21 protein-coding genes are annotated in these 25,353 nt (G+C 51.8%); 10 read left to right on the top strand and 11 right to left on the bottom strand.

Annotated features, from left to right (window positions below; all coding sequences use genetic code 11):
- Position 1 precedes the first annotated feature (1 nt).
- Positions 2–421: a translesion error-prone DNA polymerase V autoproteolytic subunit gene (locus GFB57_RS15690; protein WP_003020321.1), complete on the bottom strand. Its 420-nt coding sequence runs from the start codon at positions 419–421 to the stop codon at positions 2–4.
- 172 nt (positions 422–593) lie between these two features.
- The gene (gene cybB, locus GFB57_RS15685; protein ID WP_003020322.1) at positions 594–1,124 is read right to left on the bottom strand and encodes a cytochrome b561; all 531 of its coding nucleotides are present in this window, start codon (positions 1,122–1,124) and stop codon (positions 594–596) included.
- A 189-nt stretch (positions 1,125–1,313) separates the two neighbouring features.
- On the opposite strand from cybB, the gene gap reads away from it, so the two are divergent.
- Both gap and GFB57_RS15675 read left to right on the top strand, forming a co-directional pair.
- Positions 1,314–2,315 (top strand): type I glyceraldehyde-3-phosphate dehydrogenase, encoded by a 1,002-nt coding sequence (gene gap, locus GFB57_RS15680; protein WP_003020325.1) that lies wholly within the window; start codon positions 1,314–1,316, stop codon positions 2,313–2,315.
- Positions 2,316–2,441: 126 nt separating this feature from the next.
- Positions 2,442–3,368, top strand: coding sequence for an alpha/beta hydrolase (locus GFB57_RS15675; RefSeq protein WP_003020328.1), 927 nt, complete (start codon positions 2,442–2,444; stop codon positions 3,366–3,368).
- 41 nt (positions 3,369–3,409) lie between these two features.
- On the opposite strand, the gene aldA is transcribed toward GFB57_RS15675, so the two are convergent.
- The 3 genes from aldA to hrpA form a co-directional block, all read right to left on the bottom strand.
- Positions 3,410–4,849, bottom strand: coding sequence for an aldehyde dehydrogenase (gene aldA / locus GFB57_RS15670; protein ID WP_003020331.1), 1,440 nt, complete (start codon positions 4,847–4,849; stop codon positions 3,410–3,412).
- Between the two features lie 199 nt (positions 4,850–5,048).
- Positions 5,049–5,846: a YdcF family protein gene (locus tag GFB57_RS15665; protein ID WP_171847522.1), complete on the bottom strand. Its 798-nt coding sequence runs from the start codon at positions 5,844–5,846 to the stop codon at positions 5,049–5,051.
- An 80-nt stretch (positions 5,847–5,926) separates the two neighbouring features.
- The gene (hrpA, locus tag GFB57_RS15660; protein WP_008322336.1) at positions 5,927–9,829 is read right to left on the bottom strand and encodes an ATP-dependent RNA helicase HrpA; all 3,903 of its coding nucleotides are present in this window, start codon (positions 9,827–9,829) and stop codon (positions 5,927–5,929) included.
- Positions 9,830–10,030: 201 nt separating this feature from the next.
- On the opposite strand from hrpA, the gene azoR reads away from it, so the two are divergent.
- Positions 10,031–10,636 carry an FMN-dependent NADH-azoreductase gene (azoR, locus tag GFB57_RS15655; protein ID WP_003020341.1) on the top strand — a complete coding sequence of 202 codons (606 nt, stop codon included), beginning with the start codon at positions 10,031–10,033 and terminating at the stop codon, positions 10,634–10,636.
- A gap of 43 nt (positions 10,637–10,679) precedes the next feature.
- Here azoR and GFB57_RS25860 read toward each other — a convergent pair whose 3' ends face one another.
- The 4 genes from GFB57_RS25860 to GFB57_RS15640 all read right to left on the bottom strand — a co-directional run bounded on the left by GFB57_RS25860 (position 10,680) and on the right by GFB57_RS15640 (position 14,155).
- A complete protein-coding gene (locus tag GFB57_RS25860; RefSeq protein WP_003020344.1) occupies positions 10,680–10,871 on the bottom strand; it encodes a hypothetical protein in 192 nt (63 codons plus the stop codon).
- Positions 10,872–10,993: 122 nt separating this feature from the next.
- A complete protein-coding gene (locus GFB57_RS15650) occupies positions 10,994–11,320 on the bottom strand; it encodes a YdbL family protein (protein ID WP_003020347.1) in 327 nt (108 codons plus the stop codon).
- Between the two features lie 7 nt (positions 11,321–11,327).
- Positions 11,328–11,519: a YnbE family lipoprotein gene (locus GFB57_RS15645; protein WP_003020350.1), complete on the bottom strand. Its 192-nt coding sequence runs from the start codon at positions 11,517–11,519 to the stop codon at positions 11,328–11,330.
- Positions 11,516–14,155 (bottom strand): YdbH family protein, encoded by a 2,640-nt coding sequence (locus tag GFB57_RS15640; RefSeq protein ID WP_003020352.1) that lies wholly within the window; start codon positions 14,153–14,155, stop codon positions 11,516–11,518. Before GFB57_RS15640 ends, GFB57_RS15645 begins: the two co-directional genes overlap by 4 nt.
- 615 nt (positions 14,156–14,770) lie before the next feature.
- On the opposite strand from GFB57_RS15640, the gene GFB57_RS15635 reads away from it, so the two are divergent.
- Together GFB57_RS15635 and hslJ are read left to right on the top strand one after the other, a co-directional pair.
- Positions 14,771–15,760, top strand: a complete 990-nt coding sequence (locus tag GFB57_RS15635) for a 2-hydroxyacid dehydrogenase (protein WP_003020354.1) — start codon at positions 14,771–14,773, stop codon at positions 15,758–15,760.
- A 112-nt stretch (positions 15,761–15,872) separates the two neighbouring features.
- Complete coding sequence (gene hslJ, locus GFB57_RS15630; RefSeq protein ID WP_003020356.1) at positions 15,873–16,292, top strand: heat shock protein HslJ; 420 nt, start codon at positions 15,873–15,875, stop codon at positions 16,290–16,292.
- Positions 16,293–16,305: 13 nt separating this feature from the next.
- Here hslJ and GFB57_RS15625 read toward each other — a convergent pair whose 3' ends face one another.
- Complete coding sequence (locus GFB57_RS15625) at positions 16,306–16,572, bottom strand: DUF333 domain-containing protein (RefSeq protein ID WP_003020360.1); 267 nt, start codon at positions 16,570–16,572, stop codon at positions 16,306–16,308.
- Between the two features lie 274 nt (positions 16,573–16,846).
- Between GFB57_RS15625 and nifJ the strand changes: the two genes are divergently transcribed.
- The 5 genes from nifJ to ttcA all read left to right on the top strand — a co-directional run bounded on the left by nifJ (position 16,847) and on the right by ttcA (position 23,871).
- Positions 16,847–20,371, top strand: a complete 3,525-nt coding sequence (gene nifJ, locus GFB57_RS15620) for a pyruvate:ferredoxin (flavodoxin) oxidoreductase (protein ID WP_003020362.1) — start codon at positions 16,847–16,849, stop codon at positions 20,369–20,371.
- A gap of 366 nt (positions 20,372–20,737) precedes the next feature.
- On the top strand, positions 20,738–21,862 hold the full coding sequence (gene ompC, locus GFB57_RS15615) for a porin OmpC (RefSeq protein WP_003020364.1): 1,125 nt from the start codon (positions 20,738–20,740) through the stop codon (positions 21,860–21,862).
- A 146-nt stretch (positions 21,863–22,008) separates the two neighbouring features.
- The gene (locus GFB57_RS15610; RefSeq protein ID WP_003020366.1) at positions 22,009–22,221 is read left to right on the top strand and encodes a KTSC domain-containing protein; all 213 of its coding nucleotides are present in this window, start codon (positions 22,009–22,011) and stop codon (positions 22,219–22,221) included.
- An 81-nt stretch (positions 22,222–22,302) separates the two neighbouring features.
- On the top strand, positions 22,303–22,737 hold the full coding sequence (gene uspF, locus GFB57_RS15605) for a universal stress protein UspF (protein WP_003020369.1): 435 nt from the start codon (positions 22,303–22,305) through the stop codon (positions 22,735–22,737).
- Positions 22,738–22,935: 198 nt separating this feature from the next.
- Entirely contained in the window at positions 22,936–23,871 is a 936-nt protein-coding gene (gene ttcA / locus GFB57_RS15600) for a tRNA 2-thiocytidine(32) synthetase TtcA (RefSeq protein ID WP_003020372.1), read from the top strand.
- Positions 23,872–23,964: 93 nt separating this feature from the next.
- Here ttcA and dbpA read toward each other — a convergent pair whose 3' ends face one another.
- Complete coding sequence (dbpA, locus tag GFB57_RS15595; protein WP_003020376.1) at positions 23,965–25,338, bottom strand: ATP-dependent RNA helicase DbpA; 1,374 nt, start codon at positions 25,336–25,338, stop codon at positions 23,965–23,967.
- Between the last annotated feature and the right edge of the window lie 15 nt (positions 25,339–25,353).

Here is a 25,353-nt window from a genome sequence, read left to right as displayed (position 1 = left end):
ATCAGCCCGCAGATTTAATGATGAATGTCACTACGCCAAATATATCCAGCGTGTCCTCGCTGCCGATCATGATCGGCGCGTAGGCGCTGTTCTCTGGCTTCAACATCACCACCGGATGCAATTGCAGGCGCTTAACGGTGAATTCGCCTTCAATAGCAGCAACCACAATGTCTCCGTGGGCCGCTTTTCTGGCACTGTCGACTACCAGCAAGTCGCCAGCACCGATCCCTGCCCCCATCATGGAGTCGCCAGACGATTTAACAAAATAGGTTGCGCTGGGATGCTGCACCAACAGATCGTTGAGATCGATACGTTTCTCAACGTAATCCTGCGCAGGAGAGGGAAAACCGCAGGGCACGAGATCGCTAAATAGCGGGAAGTGTTTGATTTCGCGGTGTTCAACTGGCTGGAAAAACAACATAATAATCTGCCTCTCATATAACTGTATTTATATACAGTAGTTTTAATGAAGACAGTGATCAAGTGACAAGTGTGGCGAATTGAGCGTTGTTTAACCATCTTGTCGATAAGCTTTTATGATGTCTGAAAAAATAATCGGCTAAAAAAATGCCCCACATTTGCGGGGCATTACCTCAGGAGCGTTTTCGCGGCATCATGCGCAACAACGTATTGTCCTTCCAGAAATAGTGATGCATCAGGGCAGCAGCAGCATGCAGAGCAATAACAAAATAACCCAGGTTTGCCAGCGTCACGTGCCAGGACTTCAGCATATCCACTAAATCAAAGTTGGCCTCTGCCGCATGCGGCATAACGATGCCGAATGCAATCCACGGGTTACCCCGGTTGTACATCATCACCAGCCCAATAATCGGCAGGACAATAAACAACAGATAGATAACCAGATGCCCCAGATGCGCCATTCCGGTCATCATCGGCTTCGGTTTTGGCACAATCGGCGGAGCCGGGTATTTCAGCCTGACCAGCAGACGCGCCACCATCAGCGTTAAAATAGTGATACCGCAGGAGACGTGCACCATGTTGAACAAGGGGCGATAGCTGCGCGGGAAAAATCCGCGAAACTCCATGGCGCTGTACGCCACAATAACCAACAAAAAGACCAGCCAGTGAATACCGATTTGCAGGCCAGAATATTTATTCCCCATAACACTTCCTGAATAAAAACAATAATGCGTCAACATAACGGGCTTTTGTTAAAAATTCATTAACTTTTGTTCACCCATTTTCAGTCGCTTACGCTTAACCGCAAGAACCGCTATTGCCGAGGATGCCTGTCTGGACTAAGCCTGGTAGGGAAAATATGTCGTACCGCCTCATTCTGACAGGAGAAAACCATGAGTAAAATTGGCATTAACGGTTTTGGTCGTATCGGTCGTCTGGTATTGCGTCGACTACTGGAAGTCAAAAGCAACGTGGAGGTTGTGGCCATTAATGACCTCACCTCGCCCAAAATTCTCGCCTATCTGTTAAAGCACGATTCAAACTACGGCCCGTTTCCCTGGAGCATCGACTTTACCGAAGACGCGCTGATTGTCGACGGTAAAAAAATCGCGGTTTACGCAGAAAAAGAGGCCAAAAATATTCCGTGGAAAACGACTGGCGCTGAGATAATCATCGAATGCACCGGTTTTTATACCTCGACAGAAAAAGCCAACGCGCACCTGGATGCAGGAGCCAAAAAAGTGCTGATATCCGCCCCGGCTGGCGATATGAAAACCATCGTCTTTAACGTCAACGACGATACAATGGATGCGAACGATCGGATTATCTCGGTCGCATCGTGCACCACTAACTGCCTCGCACCGATGGCGAAAGCCCTGCACGACAGCTTCGGTATTCAGCTTGGCACCATGACCACCATCCACGCCTACACGGGAACGCAGTCGCTGGTTGATGGACCTCGCGGGAAAGATCTGCGCGCCTCACGGGCAGCAGCGGAGAATATCATTCCCCATACCACCGGAGCCGCCAAAGCCATTGGTCTGGTCATTCCGGCATTGAGCGGAAAATTAAAAGGCCACGCCCAGCGTGTTCCGGTGAAAACAGGATCCGTCACGGAACTGGTATCGGTATTGGGGAAAAAAGTCACTGCTGAAGAGGTCAACAACGCGCTGAAAAAAGCCACGCAAGACAATGAGTCATTTGGTTATACCGATGAGGAAATCGTCTCATCAGATGTCATTGGCTCGCATTTCGGTTCGGTATTTGATGCGACACAAACCGAAATTACCGAAGTGGGCGATCTGCAACTGGTAAAAACAGTCGCCTGGTACGATAACGAATACGGTTTTGTCACCCAACTTATTCGTACGCTGGATAAATTTATCAAGCTCTAATGTTCTGGCGGAGGCTCGCCTCCGCCCTCTTTCATTTCCCGCGAATTCAATACGTTGTGAGTCTCTCCCCGTTTTCGATTTACTGACTGTGCTATAGCTAACCTTTGCCACTGAGGGAGCATAGTAATGGAAGCACTGAGTCGTGAAACGTTAGAAAACATGATGGAGCAAGCCGTTGCTAAGGCCACCACCGTCTCATTCTGGCCGCAGGGTGAAGCCCCCGGAGCAAAAAACAGCGATGCGGTGTTTACGCCTGAACCCCGACATACAGGAACATCTCAGTATGATCGTGCGGTCACCGGTATTCGCGCCCCGGAAATTACCGTTTATGCCCCCGCAAAACCTAACGGCATAGGGATCCTTGTCACGCCAGGCGGCTCTTATCGTCGCGTGGTGGTGGATAAAGAAGGCAGCGTACTGGCACCGTTCTTTAACGCTCGCGGTTATACCCTGTTTGTGATGACCTACCGCATGCCGGGTGATGGCCATGAGGAAGGCGCAAACGCGCCGCTGGCCGATGCCCAGCGCGCCATGCGCTACATTCGCGCCAACGCCCATGAATGGAAAATTAACCCTGATCGTATCGGTGTGTTGGGCTTCTCTTCCGGTGGTCACGTGGCCGCCAGTCTGGGAACCCGGTTTGCTGAAACGGTTTATACGCCGATAGATAACGTAGACGAGCAACCTGCGCGCCCTGCGTTTATGGCACTGGTGTACCCGGTTGTCACTCTGCGCGAAGACATCGGTCACCCGGGATCTCGTCTTGAGCTGGTTGGCGCTAAGCCCGAAAAGGAAGATCTGCGCCACTATTCTCTGGAAGAACGCGTGGATAGCACAACGCCGCCGACATTCCTGCTACACGCCATTGACGATCCGGCGGTGAAGGTAGAAAACAGCCTGGTCTTCTTTAATGCGCTACGTGAGCAGGGCGTTCCGGTCGAAATGCATCTGTTTGAACGCGGTAAGCACGGATTTGGTATTCGTGATGCGCAAGGGTTACCGCTGGCAATCTGGCCGGAAATGATGATGAACTGGGTAGCCACTAAAGTGTGAAGATTGCGCCGGGTGGCGTACAGACTCACCCGGCGAAAAACTTAGGACTGCAGATACACCACTTGCGTTTGCAGGTATTCGTTCAGACCATGTTTACCATCAGCCCCGCCAATCCCGGACTTACGCCAGCCAGCGTGGAAGCCCTGCATCGCCTCGAAGTTTTCACGATTAATATAGGTTTCGCCAAACTTCAGCCCCTTAATCGCCTTCATTGCCGTATTCAGATTCTGCGTATAGATCGATGAGGTCAGACCGTAGTCGCTGTCATTGGCCATTGTCAACGCCTGTTCCAGCGTATCAAACGCCACCACCGGCAGCACCGGACCAAACGTCTCCTCGTGCATAATCGCCATCTCCTGGCGCACGTCTAGCAGTAACGTCGGCGGGTAGTAATAACCTTTGCCGATAACAGCCTTACCGCCCAGCACCACTCTGGCCCCTTCCTTCACTGCTCGTGCGACTTTCTGCTCCACACGATCCAGCGCAGCGGCGTTAATCAGCGGCCCCATCGCAATGTCATTGCGTTCGGCCGGATTGCCAAACTGCACGGCTTTCATCGCCTCACCCAAACGATTAACGAACTGGTCATAGATACCTTTCTGAACGTATACGCGCTCAGCACAGTTGCATACCTGTCCGGTATTGATCACCCGCGAGTCAACAATGGCCTTCACCGCCAGCTCAAGATCAGCATCGTTCATCACGATAGCCGGAGCTTTACCACCCAACTCCAGACAAACTTTAGTGATGTTTTTGGCCGCTGCGGCCATAATTTTCTCGCCCGCGCCGACGCTGCCGGTCATACTCACCATCGCCACCTTGGGGTTTCCGGCCAGCTCCTGACCGACCGTTTCACCGCGTCCCAGCACCAGATTAAAGACCCCGCGCGGTAAACCAATGTCATCAACAATTTTGGCAAAGGCGATGGCGTTATTAGGTGTGAATTCACTCGGCTTAATGACAATGGTATTCCCCGTCAACAAGGCGGGAGCCAGTTTGCGGGCAATCAGGAAAAACGGGAAGTTCCACGGCAGAATACCCGTCGTCACGCCCAGTGCACGCTTAAACAGCAGAATATTCTCACCCGGGCGATCGCTTTGCAGGATCTCGCCTTCATAGCGACGCGCCCACTCCGCCATGTAATCGATATAGTCGGCGGTAAACGCGACTTCAACGTCAGCCAGTTGTCGAATTTTTCCACCTTCCGCCACAATCAACGCGCTGATTTCATCGGCTCGCTGGCGGATACCCGCAGAAATTTTGCGTAACCAGTTTGCCCGTTCAATGGCAGGCAACGCTTCCCATTGCGGCTGAGCGCGATCCGCGGCATCGATCGCTTTACGTGCGTCTTCGGCACGCCCATCGGGAATACGCGAGATAATCTCTTCCGTGGCCGGATTGACGACATCAATCCAGGCGTCATCGTGCCAGGTCACAAACTGCCCATCGATATACATAGGATGTTGTACGGGTACTGACATGCGGCTCTCCTGTGATTGATTTGTTTTTAACAAGTAAAACTATTGTTAATTAATATCAATCATGCATGGCGCATTATCGCTGGAGTGGCGGTTCTGTGAACTGCTTCATAAAAGCATCTGGAAAAGTGATGATGAAGAGAAAAAACAGGTGGGCTTTCTGCCCGTTTGCCGTAAAACGCCGACAAACGGGCAGAAGGGATTACAGAGAACGGATCTCAAGTAAGTCGGTCAGCGCGGTATCATTTTTTAGCTGCTGCCAGGCTTGCTCAACCTCCTGAGGAATATCAACATGGGCGATAAAATCGCGGCCGCAAGGCCCGTAGCCGGTTTCATCATCACGCAGACGCGGAAGCTCACCGGTAATGAGAGACAGGTAACGATCCACCGACCACAGACCTTCGGCGGTCGGGGTAAAATCCACGCCGTCGCCCTGCTCAGTCAACTCGGGGACAAAACCGGGGAAACTGATCCAGCGTGGAGCCTGCGGATCGTCACGCGTGACGCGTTCAAATGTCGCCATGGTGCGGCGCTGCATGGTAGGGTCTTGCACCACAATGACGGTCCCCATGGTTTGGGTCGCCTGACGCAGTAACGCACAACTGAACCGGGCGTTTTCCCCACTGTTGGTGGACTGATCCTCCACCCAAATTTTCTCACCGGGAATGTGCCAGAACTGGTGCGCGATATCGGCAAGGATCGCCGCTTCCGCGCGACCGGTGGTACGAATCGTGTGGTAGCGTGGATGCTCTGCGATGGCAGCATACAGAAAGGTCGTTGAGTGACCGATACCACCGCTAATCAGTAAGGGAACCTGTTGCTCTTTCGCTACCCGACAGGCTGCATCGATGGTCGGGATCACTGCGTTCCCGGCCAGAATCACGCAATCTGTCTGCACCGTGATATTTTCAGCGAAATCATTTTGCGCCAGCCATTGCCCCACGGTGTTAATCGCCGCAAGGGTGGTGGCGGAAAGTGGCGGAAACTGTCTCATGTTCATGACTCCTGGAGTTTGTTCTTTACCGGATACAGATGCCGGATGGCGGCTACGCCTTATCCAGTCTACGGTCCAGCACTGCGTTAACCCGTAATCTGATCCATTGCCTGCAGGATACGCTTATCCGAAATCGGATACGGCGTGCCAAGCTGCTGGGCAAAGTAGCTGACGCGCAGCTCTTCTATCATCCAGCGGATCTCTTTGACATCGTCATCTTCGCGGCGCGCGGGCGGCAGTTTATTGAACCACTGCTGCCAGGACTGCTGCACGCTGTCCACTTTCAGCATCTGCGCGCGATCGCGGTGCGGATCGATGGCCAGTTTCTCCAGCCGTTTTTCAATCGCCTGCAAATAACGCAACGTATCGCCCAGACGTTTGAAACCGTTGCCGGTAACAAATCCGCGATACACCAGTCCGCCCATTTGCGCTTTGATATCCGCAAGCCCCAGCGCCATGGTCATATCCACGCGCCCTTTCAGACGTTTGTTGATATTAAACACTGCGGTCAGGATCTGTTCGACCTGCTTCGCAATCTCCACCACCGTATCGTTCAGTTCAGCCCGCACTTTTTCATGCAACGCCGCAAAGCCTTCTTCGGTCCACACCGGACCACCGTTGGCGTCAATTAACTGATCCACACCGCAGGAGATACAGTCGTCTATCAAATCCAGAACTTTACCGTACGGGTTAAAGTACAGTCCCAGCTTGGCTTTATTGGGCAGCTTCTCGTGCAAATATTTGATTGGCGAAGGAATATTCAGCAGCAACAGGCGGCGTAAACCGCACCACATCGCCTGCTGTTGTTCCAGCGGATTATCAAACAGTTTGATGGCAACGCTGTCACGCTCATCGACCAGCGCCGGCCACGCTTTCATCTTATAGTTACCGCGTTTTTGTTCGTAACTTTCCGGAAGTCGGCCGAAGCTCCAGATGTGCAATCCACTCTGTTCGATACCGTCATCGGCCACCGCAGACAATGTTTCCTGAACTTTGCCCTTCAGCGCATCTTTCAAATCCTGTAGCGAACGCCCTTCCTGCAGCTTCTTGTTCTTATCATCCACCACCCGGAAGGTGATTTTTAGGTGATCGGGCACCTGATCCCAGTGCCAGTCTTCACGGTCAACGGTGACGCCAGTCATGCGGCGCAGTTCACGCTCCAGCGAGTCCAGCAGCGGCAGTTCCAGCGGCGTGACGCGGCCTAAAAACGCTTCCGCATAGTTCGGTGCGGGTACAAAGTTGCGTCGTACCGGTTTTGGTAACGACTTAATCAGGGCGATCACCAGTTCGCGGCGCAGCCCTGGAATTTGCCATTCAAAACCGCTCTCGTCGATCTGGTTGAGCAGCGGGAGTGGAATATGTACGGTCACACCGTCCGCATCGGCTCCGGGTTCGAACTGGTAGCTCAGGCGCAGCTTAAGGTTACCCTGATGCCAGAAGTTCGGATAATCCAGCTTACTGATTTTCTCCGCGCCCTCTTTGATGAGCATGCTCTTTTCAAAGTTGAGCAGATCCGGTGTTTCACGGCTGACCTTTTTCCACCAGCTATCAAAGTGACGAGCAGAAACCACCTCATGGCTGATACGTTGGTCGTAGAACTCAAACATCGTTTCGTCATCGACGAGAATGTCACGGCGGCGTGATTTGTGTTCTAACTCTTCCACTTCCGCTCGTAGTTTCAGGTTATCGCGGAAAAACGCATGGCGCGTTTGCCAGTCACCTTCCACCAGCGCATGACGAATGAACAGTTCACGCGATAACGCAGGATCGATCTGACTGTAATTCACCTTACGGGCCGCAACAATCGGTAAGCCGTAGACCGTGACTTTTTCTGTCGCCATCACAGCACCCTGCGCGCGTTCCCAGTGCGGCTCACTGTATGAACGTTTGATCAGATGCTGGGCTACCGGCTCCACCCATTCAGGATCGATACGCGCGGCAATGCGTCCCCACAAGCGGCTGGTTTCCACCAACTCCGCTACCATCGTCCACTTCGGCGGTTTTTTGAATAAACCTGACCCCGGGAAGATCGAGAAGCGAGCGTTACGCGCCCCGGTAAACTCCTGTTTATCGGTATCTTTCATCCCGATATGAGACAGTAAACCGGTCAACAACGCGACGTGGATCTCCCGATATTCAGCAGGTTCGCTGTTAACCGGAATACCCAACTCTTTCACCACCTGGCGCAGTTGCGTGTAGATATCCTGCCACTCTCGCACGCGCAGATAGTTCAGAAAGTCGACTTTGCACTGGCGACGAAACTGGTTTGACGACAACGCTTTTTGCTGCTCGCCGAGATAGTTCCACAGGTTCACAAACGCGAGGAAATCAGACTCTTTATCGTGGAAACGGCGGTGCTTCTCGTCGGAAGCCTGCTGCTTGTCCATTGGACGCTCGCGCGGATCTTGAATGGACAATGCCGAGGTAATGATCATCGCCTCACGTACGCAGCCATGTTTTTGCGCTTCCAGCACCATGCGCGCCAGACGCGGATCCACCGGCAGTTGCGACAGTTGACGGCCCAACGGCGTTAACTTGTAAGCGGTTGCCTGTTCGTCGGTGGTTATCGCCCCCAGCTCTTCGAGCAGGCGTACACCGTCCTGAATATTGCGCTTATCCGGCGCTTCAACAAACGGGAACGCCGCGATATCGCCCAGCCCCAACGCGGTCATCTGCAAAATAACGGATGCCAGGTTGGTACGCAGGATCTCCGGGTCGGTAAACTCCGGACGCGACAGGAAATCGTCTTCGGAATACAGACGAATACAGATCCCTTCCGACACACGACCGCAGCGGCCTTTACGCTGGTTGGCAGAAGCCTGCGACACCGGTTCAATCGGCAAGCGCTGAACTTTGGTGCGGTAACTGTAGCGACTGATACGCGCGGTGCCCGGATCAATGACGTATTTGATTCCCGGAACGGTCAGCGACGTTTCTGCCACGTTGGTCGCCAGCACGATACGGCGACCACTGTGCGACTGGAATACACGGTTCTGCTCACTGTTTGAAAGACGCGCATACAGCGGCAACACTTCGGTGTGGCGTAAATCCAGTTTATTCAGGGCATCGGCGGTATCACGGATTTCACGTTCGCCGCTCATGAAGATCAGAATGTCGCCCTGACTTTCACGGCCTAACTCATCTACGGCATCAAAAATCGCCTGCAGTTGGTCACGCTCGGTGTCATCTGCATCTTCAACAATCGGGCGATAGCGCACTTCCACCGGATACGTTCGGCCGGAGACTTCGATAATCGGCGCGTTATTGAAATGCTTTGAAAAGCGTTCAGGATCGATGGTCGCCGAAGTGATGATAATTTTTAGATCCGGGCGACGCGGCAGAAGTTCTTTCAGATAGCCGAGCAGAAAGTCGATATTCAGACTGCGTTCATGCGCTTCATCGATGATGATAGTGTCGTACTGCATTAGCAGCCGATCCTGTTGGATTTCCGCCAGCAGGATACCATCCGTCATCAGCTTGACCATGGTGTTATCACTGACATGATCGCTGAAACGAACTTTATAACCAATACAGCCGCCCGGCTCGGTCTGCAGCTCTTCCGCAATACGGTTCGCCACGGTGCGCGCCGCCAGACGACGCGGCTGGGTATGGCCGATCAGCCCTTTTACCCCGCGCCCCAGTTCCATACAGATTTTGGGTAACTGGGTGGTTTTCCCCGAGCCGGTCTCGCCAGCAACAATCACCACCTGATGATCGCGAATTGCGTCCAGAATATCCTGTTTTTTCTGGCTGACGGGCAGGTTTTCCGGATAGCTGATTTCCGGACGCGCCGCTTCACGCAGCACAACTTTACCGGCTGCCTGCTCAATCTCTTTCGCCATCTCCTGGTAAATGGCCTGTTGTGCATCAGGATTTTTAACCTTCTTCACACCGTGCAGGCGGCGGGCAAAACGCTGTCTGTCACGCAGCATCAATGAATCCAGCTGTTGCTGCAACATGGTGAAGGTTAATTTTTGTTGTTCTGTCATAGCGTTAAAAGGCAGTGCTCTGCCGGGTTAAATCTCTTTTAGATGATGGGTATAGAGTACCACATCGGCGCTTTTCATGTGTTGTTCAATAATTTCGAACATAGGATTCGATATATTGCGCTATCACTGCGACAGGATTGTGAATAAAGTGTCAACAAGCAACGGGGCTCTCCCCCTTCAAACACATAAAAGGAAACACCCATGAGCAAGGTATTAGTTCTTAAATCCAGTATTCTGGCAGGGTACTCTCAGTCTGGTCAGTTGTCTGATTATTTTGTTGAACAGTGGCGTGAAAAGCACTCTGCTGATGAAATCACTGTCCGTGACCTGGCTGCAAATCCTGTACCGGTACTGGATGGCGAACTGGTGGGTGCGATGCGCCCGAGCGATACACCGCTGACGCCGCGTCAGCAGGAAGCGCTGGCGCTGTCCGATGAGCTGATTGCTGAGCTGAAAGCGCATGATGTGATTGTTATCGCCGCGCCGATGTACAACTTCAACATCCCAACGCAGCTGAAAAACTACTTTGACCTGATTGCTCGCGCTGGTGTGACTTTCCGTTATACCGAGAAAGGCCCGGAAGGCCTGGTGACGGGTAAACGCGCTGTGGTGCTGACCAGCCGTGGTGGTATCCATAAAGATACACCAACCGACTTGATCACGCCGTACCTGAACGTATTCCTGGGCTTTATCGGTATCACCGACGTGAATGTCGTCTTTGCTGAAGGTATTGCTTACGGCCCGGAAGTGGCGTCTAAAGCACAATCCGACGCGAAAGCCGCTATCGACAGCGTAGTCGCTGCCTGATAATACCCCCTCTCACCATCCGGTGAGAGGGTTTCTCCGGCACTTACTTCTTTACCTGTACCCGTATCTGTTTGCCGTGAATGCGATTAATATCACGCCAAATGGTTGCATAATCCCTGCATTTCGCCAGATTCTCTTCCCAGCAATGAAGCAAAAATTGTTCAGGCTCCGCGACATCCCGGCTTAACAGTTTGAATACCCAACGATTCCAGACATACCACTTGAGAAGCCACATGATTTCACCCCACAACGCGACCGGTGTTGGACTATATCAGCATCCATTTTATGCCGTGTGGCAACTATTGCGATGTCGATGAGTAAGTCAGCGTCGTGACCAGGGGTTGTGTACAAAGAGATTTATTCTTTCCGCAACCACTTACCATTTATACCCTGGACGTATTCACCCGGTTTAGCGCGAGCAACTAACTTTTGCCCGGCCATTTTTGCTACTTCATCTGGCGGAATATTATTGCTCTCTGCCAGTTGCTGATAGCTGGCGTTGCGCGCTTTATTAATCTCACTCACCAGTGCCTGCGTTTCGGCATCGGTTTGCAATGCAACCAGATAGCCATTGAGCGTTTCCCCTACTCGCCCCTGAGTTCTGGCTTCATTCAGGGTCAATGCCCACGCATTGCTACTGAGTAAACTCAGGACGACCAGCGCCACTGCAAACTGTTTTCTCATCATGACCTCAGAACAAATCGCTGCGCGATTTCAATAAGCTTTCGACGTCTTTATCAACTTTGATATGGATCTCATGCTCGATTTTGACGTTCATATTAATGGTGATGGGCTCTTTTGGCGCAGCCACTTCGATTCTGGGAGTGCACCCTACCAGCAGAGATGAAGCCAGCAGACCCAGCATGGCAGCTATCGTTTTCATTGTTGTTCCTCACATTCCTTGCCTTCCGGGCAATGGGTTTCCGGCAGCGCTGCATTTTGTTCAAGCCATGCCTGTAAATTGTCGCCAAAACGCAAACTGCGCCATAGCGTAAAGACGTTTTCCTCGTGGGTATAATTCAAATTAACTGTACCTACTTTGCCATCCACCCGACTATTGCCAGTCACGGTTGACTGCATGGTTAAGACACCGAGGTTATCCAGATTTATTTTCGTCCACGAATGGCTTATTTCCATATAACGCAGCCAGTTAATGGCCGCCCCCGCCGCCATGTTATCTTTGACGACCGCATCCGCGGTGTCCTTATCAATACGCAACGTCATCGGCCCCGGATTAGTCAACCAGCCGTCTTTGATGATCCATTTTTCGTTATCCAGCCATAATGGCAACGCGCCACTGACCGGGCCAGACATGGCGAACTGTTTGGGGTTAACCGCACTGATAAGCTCGCTGGAAGAGATATTCTGCACTCGCAATAAGGCCGGATCGTGCTGCGGCATCCGCAGTTGCTGCATGATGATTTTACCCCCCAGCAGATCAGCGCTGACATCGCTCAACAGTAACGGGTTGTTTTCACTCCAGGGGTACGCCCCCTGCAGATCGGCGGCGATATTTTTCACCGTCACCTGATTCACCACTTCCGCAATACGCAGTGAAATAGGTCCACGCGTACCCAGTTGCCATGCACCTTCACTAAACCGGAAAGGCAATACAAAATCGACACCGTTGATTTGGTTATCGGGCATCCAGGCGCTACCGCCTTTTAACACTCCATGACCGCCCGCTTCAAAGCCCTGCTCCGGGGCTGCCGAAAACGCGACCTGCGCATACAGCTCACCTTCTCGTAGCTTCATTTTCCAGTCAGGTGGGATCAGAGGTTGGAATACGGTGAGCGATTGTTTTGGCCACCAGGCCTGTCCGCGCAGGCGGATACCGTCCCAACGACCATTCAACTGTACGGGCCCAATCGCCCCAGCGTGAAGCTGGCCTTTGAACTGGAAGATTGTCGGATCGCTACCATCGACGCTAAACTTCAGCGTCGATGGTGGTAACACGCTTCCCCCGGTGAAGGTGGTGTTACCTGCGTCCAGCGACAGCGCGCCGCTAAATGTCGGTTTGGTTGCATCCCGCACCCAGACTATCGGTTCGTCCATCACCAGGCGTGGGTTTTCCACCTTCATCGTGCCGTATTGCAGATGATCAAATCCGGTGGAAAGATCAAATAGCTTCAGGGTATTGTCATGCCATTCCCCCTTACCCGCTACGTCCCAACGGGCATGCATCGGCGTAAAGCTGCCTTCACCCCAATATCGCCACTGCCAACGACCAGCATCAGGAAGAAAATCATTTGCCAGGCCATCCAGATGCAGTTCAAAGCCCCCCATCTGGTTTTCATGCGCACGTAAAATAGCCTGCAGACGCCCATCCACACCGCGTTGCGTGACTTTTACCCCTGCCAGCGGCCAGCGAATCTCGTCAATATCCAGCGAATCAATCACCCGCCCACGTGAGCGCAGCAGCGCCCCTGGCTCGAAAGCCAATTGCGGATCGTTCAGACTTCCGGTGAGTCTCGCGGGTAATTTCGCGTAGAAGATCAGATCGCCCTGTTTCGCTTCACCGGTCAACTGTAGCGGCATCTCGCTACTATCCATGCCAAGCTTACCCGGCCCCAGCGTTAATACGGCATTTCCTTTACCGGCGTCGCCATGCGTCAGAACATTCAGACGCCCACTCACCACCGCGTTTTCCAGTCCTGCCTGCCAGTTTTCAACTTTCATGCCCAGCCGGCCACTTAACGGGAATCCCTGATAAGGCCAGTTCCAGCGTCCGTCGCTGATGGTCAGTTGCTGGCGTGTTATTTCCCACGGAAGGTCAAGCAGCGGATCGGCATTATCCCGCGCCATGACGATCAGTTGTCCACTGTTTTGTTGCCACTCCAGTTCGGCGTCCACAAGCGTAGGTTCTTGCGGCAAACTTAACGTCGCAACCGCATGACCGCTTACCGGCAGTCCATCGGGCACCAGTGGCATAGTAAATTCACCGACCAGTCTTACCGGCGGCTGGCCTTCAAATGCCGCAACATCCAGCTCAGTTACTGTGAGGTTTTGCCCGTGCAAACGCCCCTGGAATTTAACTTTGTCCCCCTGGTAACGCAGCTGTTGAGTAGAGGGAGTGAGCGAGAGTGACAGTTTTCCCTGCCATTCCTGCCATGGAGAGAGAATAAGTTTGTCGATGTTAATCCAGGTATTAGGCAGCATTGACTGCCATTCAGCCAGCGTTTTGGGCGCTACTGGCGACGGCTCTGTCTGCGGCAATTTGGCCAGGCAAGCTGAGTCCAGCTCGATGCTCCCGACATTCAGCAACCAGCGGCTGGGGTGAGACAGATCCGCCTGAGTAATGCGCGCTAGCGGACAATCTTCAACCAGATAGCGGAGTTCAGGTATATGTAACCCATGCCGTGTCAGCCGCGGGCTCTCGTCCAGCGCGATGCGTGTTCCAACGGGTAACCAGATACCCACCAACGTAGGCACCCACAGGCCAAGCGTCATCACTAGCGTCAGCGGCACGAGAATCAATAATAAGAGGAGTGCCAGAACGGCTTTATATTTACCCTTCATGGGTAGTTAATATCCTGATTTAGCAAAAATTTAAGCCGGTTTAGGCCCGTATTGTGGCATGTTTAACTGGATATGCCCACATTAAGGATAGATAACCGTTTTATAGGCACGCTGTTACACGTGCCGTCGGGGATATTAAGATTCAGACTCAATGGGGCCTCAGTTGTCCATCGCTATGTTTAGGTCCTATACGACCTGCTTCTATCAGAATTTCTTCAATGAGTTCTTCGAGGCACTCCCTACCATGATGATCGCAGACCAGATGTACCTGCCGGGAAATCTCATCAGGTTTCATACCATCGCATAATGCCGCCTTCAGCATTAAGGTGGCCCATCGTTTTGCTTCAGAGTGAGTTAACATGACTCCTCCCGATATTTGCTACCTGTATAAGCGTAGCTGTCAGGATGTGATTCGGCTGGCTTTTTCACCACGTTGTCTTTACCGGCATGAGCTGAATGAAAATTATCCAGTTGTTGAAAACGCGTAATCTGCCCACACTAACCAGATATACGTTGGAATTATTCATTACGTCCATGACTATCAATAACTTTTTATATTTTGTAAAATAATTTGAATTAGATTAATGTGACGTCAAAATCACTGGAGAAAGTCTTATGAAACTCGCCATCTATAGTACAAAACAGTACGACAAGAAGTATCTGCAGCAGGTTAACGAGGCTTTTGGTTTTGAACTTGAATTCTTTGACTTTCTGTTGACGGAAAAAACAGCCAAAACCGCCCATGGCTGCGAAGCCGTGTGCATTTTCGTCAACGACGATGGTAGCCGCCCTGTTCTGGAAGAGCTGAAAAAGCATGGCGTGAAATATATCGCGCTACGTTGTGCCGGGTTCAACAACGTCGATCTCGACGCTGCAAAAGAGCTGGGTATGCAGGTCGTACGTGTGCCAGCCTATTCACCGGAAGCCGTCGCTGAGCATGCGATTGGCATGATGATGACGCTGAATCGCCGCATTCACCGCGCTTATCAGCGTACCCGTGATGCCAACTTCTCTCTTGAAGGGCTGACCGGCTTTACCATGTATGGCAAAACGGCTGGGGTGATCGGTACCGGTAAAATCGGTATTGCGGCCCTGCGGATCCTGAAAGGTTTTGGTATGCGCCTGCTGGCGTTTGATCCCTACCCAAGCGCTGCTGCGCTGGAGTTAGGTGTTGAATATGTCGATCTTAAAACGCTATTTGCCGAGTCCGATGTCATCTCTCTGCACTGCCCGTTAACACCGGAGAATTATCATCTGCTCAATCACGAAGCCTTTGAGCAAATGAAAAACGGCGTGATGGTGATTAACACCAGCCGCGGGGCGTTGATCGATTCACAAGCCGCTATCGATGCGCTGAAAAACCAGAAAATTGGTTCTCTGGGTATGGACGTGTATGAAAACGAACGCGATCTGTTCTTTGAAGATAAATCCAATGACGTGATTCAGGATGATGTGTTCCGTCGCCTGTCGGCCTGTCATAACGTGCTGTTTACCGGGCATCAGGCGTTCCTGACCGCCGAAGCGTTAACCAGCATTTCTGAGACTACGCTACAGAATCTGGCACAAATCTCCAAAGGCGAAACCTGTCCAAACGCCCTCTTCTGATTTCCGTGCTCCCCTGGATTCAGGGGAGCATTTTCAGACAATCACCGATGATAAAACACTCAGTATCATTATTATATTGAATGTATTCCCGTCACAAACCCAGAGAAATAGAATGAAGAAAGTTGTCACGTTGATTGCGCTCAGCATGCTGATGGCTGGCTGTGTGAGCAATGGAAAAGTGTCCGTCAATCGCGAACAGTTGCAGCATCACCGCTTCGTTTTGCAGAGCGTCAATGGCAAGCCGATAACCGTCGCCAATAACCCACCTGAATTAAGTTTCGGTGAAAATATGACAGTGTCGGGAAAAATGTGTAATCAGTTCCATGGTCAGGGCAAGCTGTCCGACGGTGAATTAAAAGTGAAAGACATGGCAATGACGCGCATGATGTGCGCCGATCCACAGCTTAACGCGCTCGACGGCATCGTCAGCGAGATGTTTAAGCAAGGCGCACAGGTTGATCTGACTGCTGACCAGTTAACACTGGCTACGGCAGAACAAACGTTGACGTTTAAACTGGCAGGTTTAATGTAGTAAAAGCAGTGGCTCAATAATTCCCACAGCTTCCGGCGGCAAGCGACTGCTCACTACAGCGTTTGCCGTTAGGTAATGCACACATGCCGATGGCAGAACCATCCAGTTGGCGTGCCACGGAGAGCGAACCTCCAATCATGGCGCAATTTGCCTCTCCAGAACTGGACATTGCGGCCTTCATCCCCGGTGCGACATGAGCGGCGGTTGCCTGCTGAACAGGTTCACTGCTGCACGCCGATAATAATAACGCGGCACACCCTACCCAAAACGCTGCGCGCATCTTACTCCCCTCTGAAAATTAACCAAACGACACAGCCATAAATAATAGGCAGCGGAAACATTGCCGTCGAGAGGCAAAATGCGCATTTATGCGTGCTGTTTACATTTTCTGGCAATTTTTTGGCTACTCCTTTGATCAAACCATTCATTCTGATTATTCCCAGGACACAAAAGCGAAAATCTGTCTTTAGCGCTTTTGCTAAAATAGAAAGATAACTACAGGATCCGCCGCGGTTACGCGGGTCCCTCTTTTTGCGCAATGTAAGGGTGTCAGTATGATCACAATTGACGGTAATGGTGCGGTTGCTTCAGTCGCATTTCGTACCAGCGAAGTTATCGCCATCTACCCGATTACGCCCAGTTCGACGATGGCTGAACAGGCAGATGCCTGGGCTGGAAACGGGCTTAAAAACGTCTGGGGAGATACCCCTCGCGTCGTAGAAATGCAGTCAGAAGGCGGCGCAATCGCGACCGTTCACGGTGCATTGCAGACCGGTGCGCTCTCTACGTCGTTTACCTCATCGCAGGGTCTGTTGCTGATGATCCCAACGCTGTACAAACTGGCCGGTCAGTTGACGCCATTTGTGCTGCACGTTGCCGCGCGTACCATTGCTACTCATGCGCTGTCTATCTTCGGTGACCATTCCGACGTAATGGCAGTGCGCCAGACAGGGTGCGCGATGCTGTGTGCCAGCAGCGTGCAGGAAGCACAGGACTTTGCGCTCATTTCACAAATGGCCACTCTGAAAAGTCGGGTTCCGTTTATTCATTTCTTTGATGGTTTCCGCACATCGCATGAAATCAATAAAATTGTGCCGCTGGCCGATGACACGATCCTCAGCCTGATGCCGCAAGCTGAAATTGATGCGCATCGTGCCCGCGCGCTGAACCCTGAACATCCCGTTATTCGCGGGACATCTGCGAACCCGGATACCTACTTCCAGTCGCGTGAAGCGACAAACCCCTGGTACAACGCGGTTTACGAAAACGTCGAACAGGCGATGAACGACTTCGCCGCGGCGACGGGCCGCCAGTATCAACCCTTTGAGTATTACGGTCATCCACAGGCGGAACGTGTCGTTATCTTGATGGGTTCTGCAATTGGTACCTGCGAAGAAGTCGTCGAAGAGTTGCTTGCTCGTGGAGAGAAAGTTGGCGTCCTGAAAGTTCGGCTGTTCCGCCCATTCTCTGCCAAACATTTACTGCGCGCCCTGCCGGAAACCGTACGCAGCATCGCCGTTCTGGATCGCACTAAAGAGCCGGGTGCCCAGGCAGAACCGCTATATCTGGATGTAATGACCGCGCTGGCGGAAGCCTTTAACTGCGGCGAGCGGGAAACCCTACCGCGCGTAATTGGCGGGCGTTATGGCCTTTCTTCCAAAGAGTTTGGCCCGGACTGCGTCATGGCGGTCTTTACTGAGCTGAGTAGCGCGAAGCCGAAACCTCGCTTTACGGTTGGTATCTATGATGATGTCACCAACCTGTCACTACCGCTACCGGAAAACACCCTGCCCGGTACCGCGAAGCTCGAAGCGCTGTTCTACGGTCTGGGCAGTGACGGCAGCGTGTCGGCCACCAAAAATAATATCAAGATTATCGGTAACTCGACGCCGTGGTATGCGCAGGGTTATTTCGTGTATGACTCGAAAAAAGCAGGCGGTCTGACGGTTTCTCATCTGCGCGTCAGCGAGCAGCCTATTCGATCAGCGTATCTGGTTTCACAAGCCGATTTTGTTGGCTGTCACCAACTGCAATTTATCGATAAGTATCAGATGGCCGAGCGCCTGAAACCAGGCGGGATCTTCCTGCTTAATACGCCTTACAACGTGGATGAAGTCTGGGCGCGTTTGCCGCAGGAAGTTCAGGCAGTACTGAATCAGAAGAAGGCCCGTTTCTACGTGATTAATGCGGCCAAAATCGCTCGCGAATGCGGTCTGGCAGCGCGTATTAACACCGTTATGCAAATGGCATTCTTCCATTTGACGCAAATCTTACCCGGCGACAGCGCGTTGGTTGAATTGCAGGGTGCGATTGCGAAAAGCTATAGCAGTAAAGGTCAGGATCTGGTTGAACGTAACTGGCAGGCGTTGGCTCTGGCGCGTGAATCCGTCGCCGAAGTGGCACTCCAGCCAGTTGACCCGCACAGCGCTAACCGCCCACCGGTGGTTTCTGATGCCGCGCCGGATTTCGTGAAAACCGTTACCGCGGCAATGCTCGCCGGTCTGGGTGATGCTCTTCCCGTATCCGCGCTGCCGCCAGACGGCACCTGGCCAATGGGCACCACGCGTTGGGAAAAACGCAATATCGCCGAAGAGATCCCCATCTGGAAGGAAGAGCTGTGTACCCAGTGTAACCACTGCGTTGCCGCTTGCCCGCACTCGGCAATCCGCGCCAAAGTGGTTTCACCAGAAGCGATGGAAAACGCCCCTGCCAGCCTGCATTCTCTGGATGTGAAATCACGCGATATGCGCGGTCAGAAATATGTCCTGCAGGTTGCGCCTGAGGATTGCACCGGTTGTAATCTGTGCGTCGAAGTGTGTCCGGCGAAAGACAGGCAGAATCCGGAGATCAAGGCCATCAATATGATGTCGCGCCTTGAGCATGTTGAAGAAGAAAAAGTTAACTATGACTTCTTCCTCAATCTGCCGGAAATAGACCGCACTAAACTGGAACGCATTGATATTCGTACTTCACAGTTGATAACGCCGCTGTTTGAATATTCCGGCGCCTGCTCGGGCTGTGGTGAAACGCCGTATATCAAACTGCTTACGCAGCTGTACGGCGACCGCATGCTGATCGCCAATGCGACCGGCTGTTCATCGATTTATGGCGGTAATCTGCCCTCAACACCGTATACCACCGACGCCAACGGTCGTGGGCCTGCGTGGGCAAACTCACTGTTTGAGGATAACGCCGAGTTCGGGCTGGGCTTCCGTCTGACGGTGGATCAGCACCGTGTGCGCGTTATGCGTTTATTGGAACAGTTTGCCGATAACATTCCGGCTGAACTGCATGACGCCCTGCACGCTGAAGCGACGCCAGAAGTACGCCGTGAACAAGTTGCCGCGCTGCGCCAGCACCTGAAAGATGTCGAAGGCGCACAGCAGCTGTTAACCGATGCCGACGCGCTGGTCGAGAAATCCATCTGGCTGATTGGCGGCGACGGCTGGGCTTACGATATTGGTTTTGGCGGTCTGGATCACGTCCTGAGCCTGACCGAGAACGTCAATATTCTGGTGCTGGATACTCAATGTTACTCCAACACGGGTGGACAAGCGTCGAAAGCCACGCCTCTCGGGGCTGTCACCAAATTTGGCGAACACGGCAAGCGCAAGGCGCGTAAAGATCTTGGCGTCAGTATGATGATGTACGGGCATGTTTATGTCGCGCAGATCTCTCTGGGCGCACAGTTGAACCAGACGGTGAAAGCGATTCAGGAAGCAGAAGCCTATCCGGGTCCGTCGCTGATTATCGCCTATAGCCCATGTGAGGAGCACGGTTACGATCTCGCGCTAAGCCACGATCAGATGCGCCAGCTGACGGCGACCGGATTCTGGCCGCTGTACCGCTTTGATCCGCGTCGTGCAGATGAAGGTAAATTGCCGCTGGCGCTGGACTCTCGCCCACCGTCAGACGCGCTGGCTGAAACATTGCTTAACGAGCAGCGCTTCCGCCGCCTGAATGCCCAACAGCCAGAAGTTGCTGAGCAACTGTGGAAAGACGCCGCCGCCGATCTGCAAAAACGCTACGACTTCCTGGCCCAACTGGCAGGTAAAGCAGAAAAGAGCGGTGCCGAGTAATACATTTATCTCAGTATTTGCCTGGAACCAAAAAAAAAGCCCGAACAGTTGTTCGGGCTTGTCAATTTATTCGCTGGCTAATTAATAATTACCATCAATATACCAACGAAAAATAAAACGTGACAATAAAGGCATATAACACGCGCAGAATAGCCCAACAAAATTCAATTGTATAATTTTTATTTTATATATTTTCACGCAACACATTCATCGCAATTATCATCATTTCCGTAGAATTATTTATTTAAGGTTTTACTTAAGGCGTAACAATTCATATTTATCTCTTTACGGAACTTCTCCTTTAGCATGCTTTTACTCCCTACATGGGTAGTCACAGGTTAATAAAAAAACTAAAGGATTATTTCAATGAACAGAAAAGTACTGGCTCTCGTAATTCCTGCCCTGCTGGCTGCAGGCGCTGCTCACGCTGCTGAAGTTTATAATAAAGACGGCAACAAATTAGATCTCTACGGTAAAGTAGACGGCCTGCGTTATTTCTCTGATGATGCCAACAAAGATGGCGATCAGACTTATGTTCGTGGCGGCTTCAAAGGCGAAACTCAGATCAACGATATGCTCACCGGTTACGGTCAGTGGGAATATCAGGTCAATGCCAACACCACTGAAGGCAACCGCAACAATAATTTCACTCGTCTGGCCTTTGCCGGTCTGAAATTCGGCGACTACGGCTCATTCGACTACGGCCGTAACTACGGCGTACTGTACGACGTAGAAGGCTGGACCGATATGCTGCCTGAGTTCGGCGGTGACTCCTACACCTATGCTGATAACTTTATGACCGGCCGTGCTAACGGCGTAGCGACCTACCGTAACACTGACTTCTTCGGTCTGGTGAACGGTCTGAACTTTGCACTGCAGTATCAGGGCGCGAACGAGCAAGCGGGTGATGAGCAGGAAGGTACCGGTAACGGCAGCGATCGTAACGTGCAGAACTCTAACGGCGACGGTTTCGGTATCTCCTCTACCTACGATCTGGGTATGGGTGTAAGCTTCGGTGCGGCTTACTCGACTTCTGACCGTACTAACGATCAGGTTAACGCTGGTAAAGCTGGCGGCAACGTTGCCGGCGGTGATACAGCTGACGCATGGACTACCGGCCTGAAATACGATGCCAACAACATCTACCTGGCAACCATGTACTCCGAAACCCGTAACATGACTCCGTACGGCGACAGCGGCGTGGCGAACAAAACTCAGAACTTCGAAGTCACTGCACAGTACCAGTTCGACTTCGGTCTGCGTCCGGCTGTGTCTTTCCTGATGTCTAAAGGTAAAGACCTGAACGCTACCGACGGTGACAAAGACCTGGTTAAATATGCTGATATCGGCGCTACCTACTACTTCAACAAAAACATGTCCACCTATGTTGATTACAAAATCAACCTGCTGGACGAAGACGACAGCTTCTACACTCGTAACAACATCTCTACTGATGACGTAGTTGCATTAGGTCTGGTTTACCAGTTCTAATCCGTCAGCCCGCTGGCAACAGCGGGCTATCCTTTCTTTGATAACCAATCTGTTTTATCCAGATCGAAATATTATATCTATTGTATTAAAACACGCCTTTGATAGATGATATCTTGCATTAAGACCTGTAGTAGAGGATACCTGCAATGAATCATCATCCTGTAAAATCATCCCGTATTGCATCCGTCGGCTATGACGAATCCTCTCACACGCTGGAAATTCGCTTTCACCAATTGGCTACCCTGCAATATCAGCCTGTCCCTGCCCGTATTTTTCGTGATTTCCTGAGCGTGGTCTCGAAAGGTCGATTTTACGACGGCGTAATAAAAGGCAAGTTTCCTGAAATCAAAATAAAGTGATGCCAAAATGTGATCTTTGTCATTGTACATAAAGTGCCATTACGCGGTAAGCTTTAGGTGGATACTTAAACAGGAGGTTTTATGAACAGAACGATTCTTGTACCCATCGATATTTCAGACTCAGAATTAACTCAACGCGTTATTGCCCATGTTGAAGCAGAGGCCAAAATTGACGATGCGCAGGTCCATTTTCTGACCGTAATTCCGTCACTGCCCTATTACGCTTCTCTGGGACTGGCCTACTCGGCAGAGTTACCGGCCATGGACGATCTGAAAGCCGAAGCAAAATCTCAACTGGAAGAGATTATCAAGAAGTTCAATATCCCAACGGACAGAGTGCACATTCATGTCGCAGAAGGTGCGCCGAAAGATAAGATTCTGGAGATCGCCAAAAAATTACCGGCTGATATGGTCATTATTGCCTCACACCGACCTGACATCACCACCTACCTGCTGGGCTCTAACGCCGCAGCAGTAGTGCGTCATGCGGAGTGTTCGGTACTGGTAGTCCGCTAAGCTTTCAGGCCCGCACATCGCTGCGGGCTTTTTGTTTCTACCACTTATACCCCACGATTCCTGTCCTAAATGTGCTGACATTTTTCCCGCTTATCCGTACCATACACGCCACAGTTTTTATATCAGACTTCTTTTGCCGGACTATCCGGCGTGATGCATACTCTTCTGATGCCACACTATGAATTGAGCCTCTATTAAATGTCGCAAAATCAAGATATTAGCAAGAAAGAACAATACAACCTGAACAAATTGCAAAAACGTCTGCGTCGTAACGTGGGCGAAGCCATTGCCGACTTCAATATGATCGAAGACGGCGATCGCATTATGGTGTGTCTTTCCGGCGGGAAAGACAGCTATACCATGCTGGAGATCCTGCGTAATTTGCAGCAAAGCGCCCCGATCAGTTTTTCCTTGGTTGCGGTTAACCTCGATCAAAAACAACCCGGCTTCCCAGAACACATTCTGCCGGAGTATCTGGAACAGCTGGGCGTTGAGTACAAGATTGTCGAAGAAAACACTTACGGGATCGTCAAAGACAAAATCCCTGAAGGCAAAACGACCTGCTCGCTCTGCTCTCGCCTGCGTCGCGGCATTCTGTACCGTACGGCAACCGAGTTAGGTGCCACCAAGATTGCACTCGGCCACCATCGCGACGACATCCTGCAAACGCTGTTTTTAAACATGTTCTACGGCGGAAAAATGAAAGGTATGCCGCCGAAGCTGATGAGTGATGACGGTAAGCACATCGTGATCCGCCCGCTGGCTTACTGCCGTGAGAAAGATATCGAGCGCTTCTCCGAAGCGAAAGGTTTCCCGATTATTCCGTGCAATCTGTGTGGCTCACAGCCTAACCTGCAGCGTCAGGTCATTGCTGACATGCTGCGTGACTGGGACAAACGCTATCCAGGTCGGATTGAAACCATGTTCAGTGCGATGCAGAACGTTGTGCCTTCACATCTGAGCGATATCAATCTGTTCGATTTTAAAGGCATTAAGCACGGTTCAGAGGTTGTGGACGGCGGTGATTTAGCGTTCGATCGTGAAGAGATCCCGCTGCAGCCTGCGGGTTGGCAGCCAGAAGAAGATGATGCTCAACTGGAGGAGTTACGCCTGAACGTGGTGGAAGTGAAGTAAGTCGATTATGTAAACGCCCTATCAGGCCTACAACGAGCATATACCCGTTGTAGGCCTGATAAGCGGAGCGCCATCAGGCACTCCAATGGGTATTTATTTCAATAAACGAACTCGGCAAGTCTTGCCTTTAATCTTACCGTTTTGCAATTGTTTCCACGCCTTGTGCGCTATGTTCTGGCGAACGGCGACATAGACGTGTGCCGGATGAACGGCAATTTTGCCGATATCGGCGCTATCCAGGCCAATATCACCGGTCAGAGCCCCCAGAACATCACCAGGACGCATTTTAGCCTTTTTGCCACCATCAATGCATAACGTCGCCATCTCTGCTTCCAGCGGCAGGATTGACACGTTAGCTGGCGCTGGCAGCCAGTTCAGCTTCAATTGCAGCATTTCAGAAAGAATATTGGCACGCTGTGCTTCTTCCGGCGCACAGAAACTAATCGCCAGACCGCTGTTACCGGCTCGCGCGGTACGTCCGATACGATGGACATGAACCTCCGGATCCCACGCCAGTTCAAAGTTAACCACCAATTCGAGTGATTTAATATCCAGGCCACGCGCAGCGACATCGGTGGCAACCAGAACGCGTGCGCTGCCGTTGGCAAAACGCACCAGCGTCTGGTCGCGATCGCGCTGTTCAAGATCGCCATGCAGTGAAAGTGCGCTTTGTCCCGCCGCATTCAATGCGTCACACACGGCCTGACAGTCTTTTTTGGTGTTGCAAAAAACGACGCATGAAGCAGGCTGATGCTGGCTGAGCAATTTTTGCAGCAGCGCAATTTTTCCGTGGCTGGAGGTTTCGAAAAACTGCTGTTCAATCGCCGGTAACGCATCGACCGTATCAATTTCAATGGTTAATGGATTTTGTTGCACCCGGCAACTGATGGCGGCAATGGCTTCCGGCCAGGTCGCAGAAAACAGCAAGGTCTGGCGAGAAGCTGGTGCAAAGCGAATGACATCATCAATTGCATCGCTAAAGCCCATATCCAGCATGCGGTCGGCTTCATCCATAACCAGCGTATTCAGGGCTTCCAGAGAAACGGTGCCTTTTTGCAGGTGGTCGAGTAAACGCCCCGGCGTGGCGACAATAATATGAGGTGCATGCTGCAGAGAGTCACGCTGTGCACCAAAAGGCTGCCCACCGCACAGCGTTAAGATCTTGGTGTTTGGCAGAAAGCGCGCTAAACGACGCAGTTCACCCGCCACCTGGTCGGCAAGCTCTCGGGTTGGGCACAGCACCAGAGACTGCGTCTGAAACAGCGCGGCATCAATATGCTGTAATAGCCCAAGACCAAAAGCAGCCGTTTTGCCACTGCCGGTTTTAGCCTGCACGCGAACATCTTTCCCCGCCAGGATTGCCGGTAATGCAGCAACCTGAACAGGCGTCATTTCAAGATAACCCAGCTCGTTAAGGTTCTCGAGTTGAGCAGCAGGTAAAACATTCAGGGTTGAAAAAGCGGTCACAATTTAATCTCGCGG

This window comes from Citrobacter sp. S39 (genome assembly GCF_009495675.1).
Taxonomy (GTDB): Bacteria; Pseudomonadota; Gammaproteobacteria; order Enterobacterales; family Enterobacteriaceae; genus Citrobacter; species Citrobacter freundii.
This window is presented reverse-complemented; position numbering and strand designations above follow the sequence as displayed.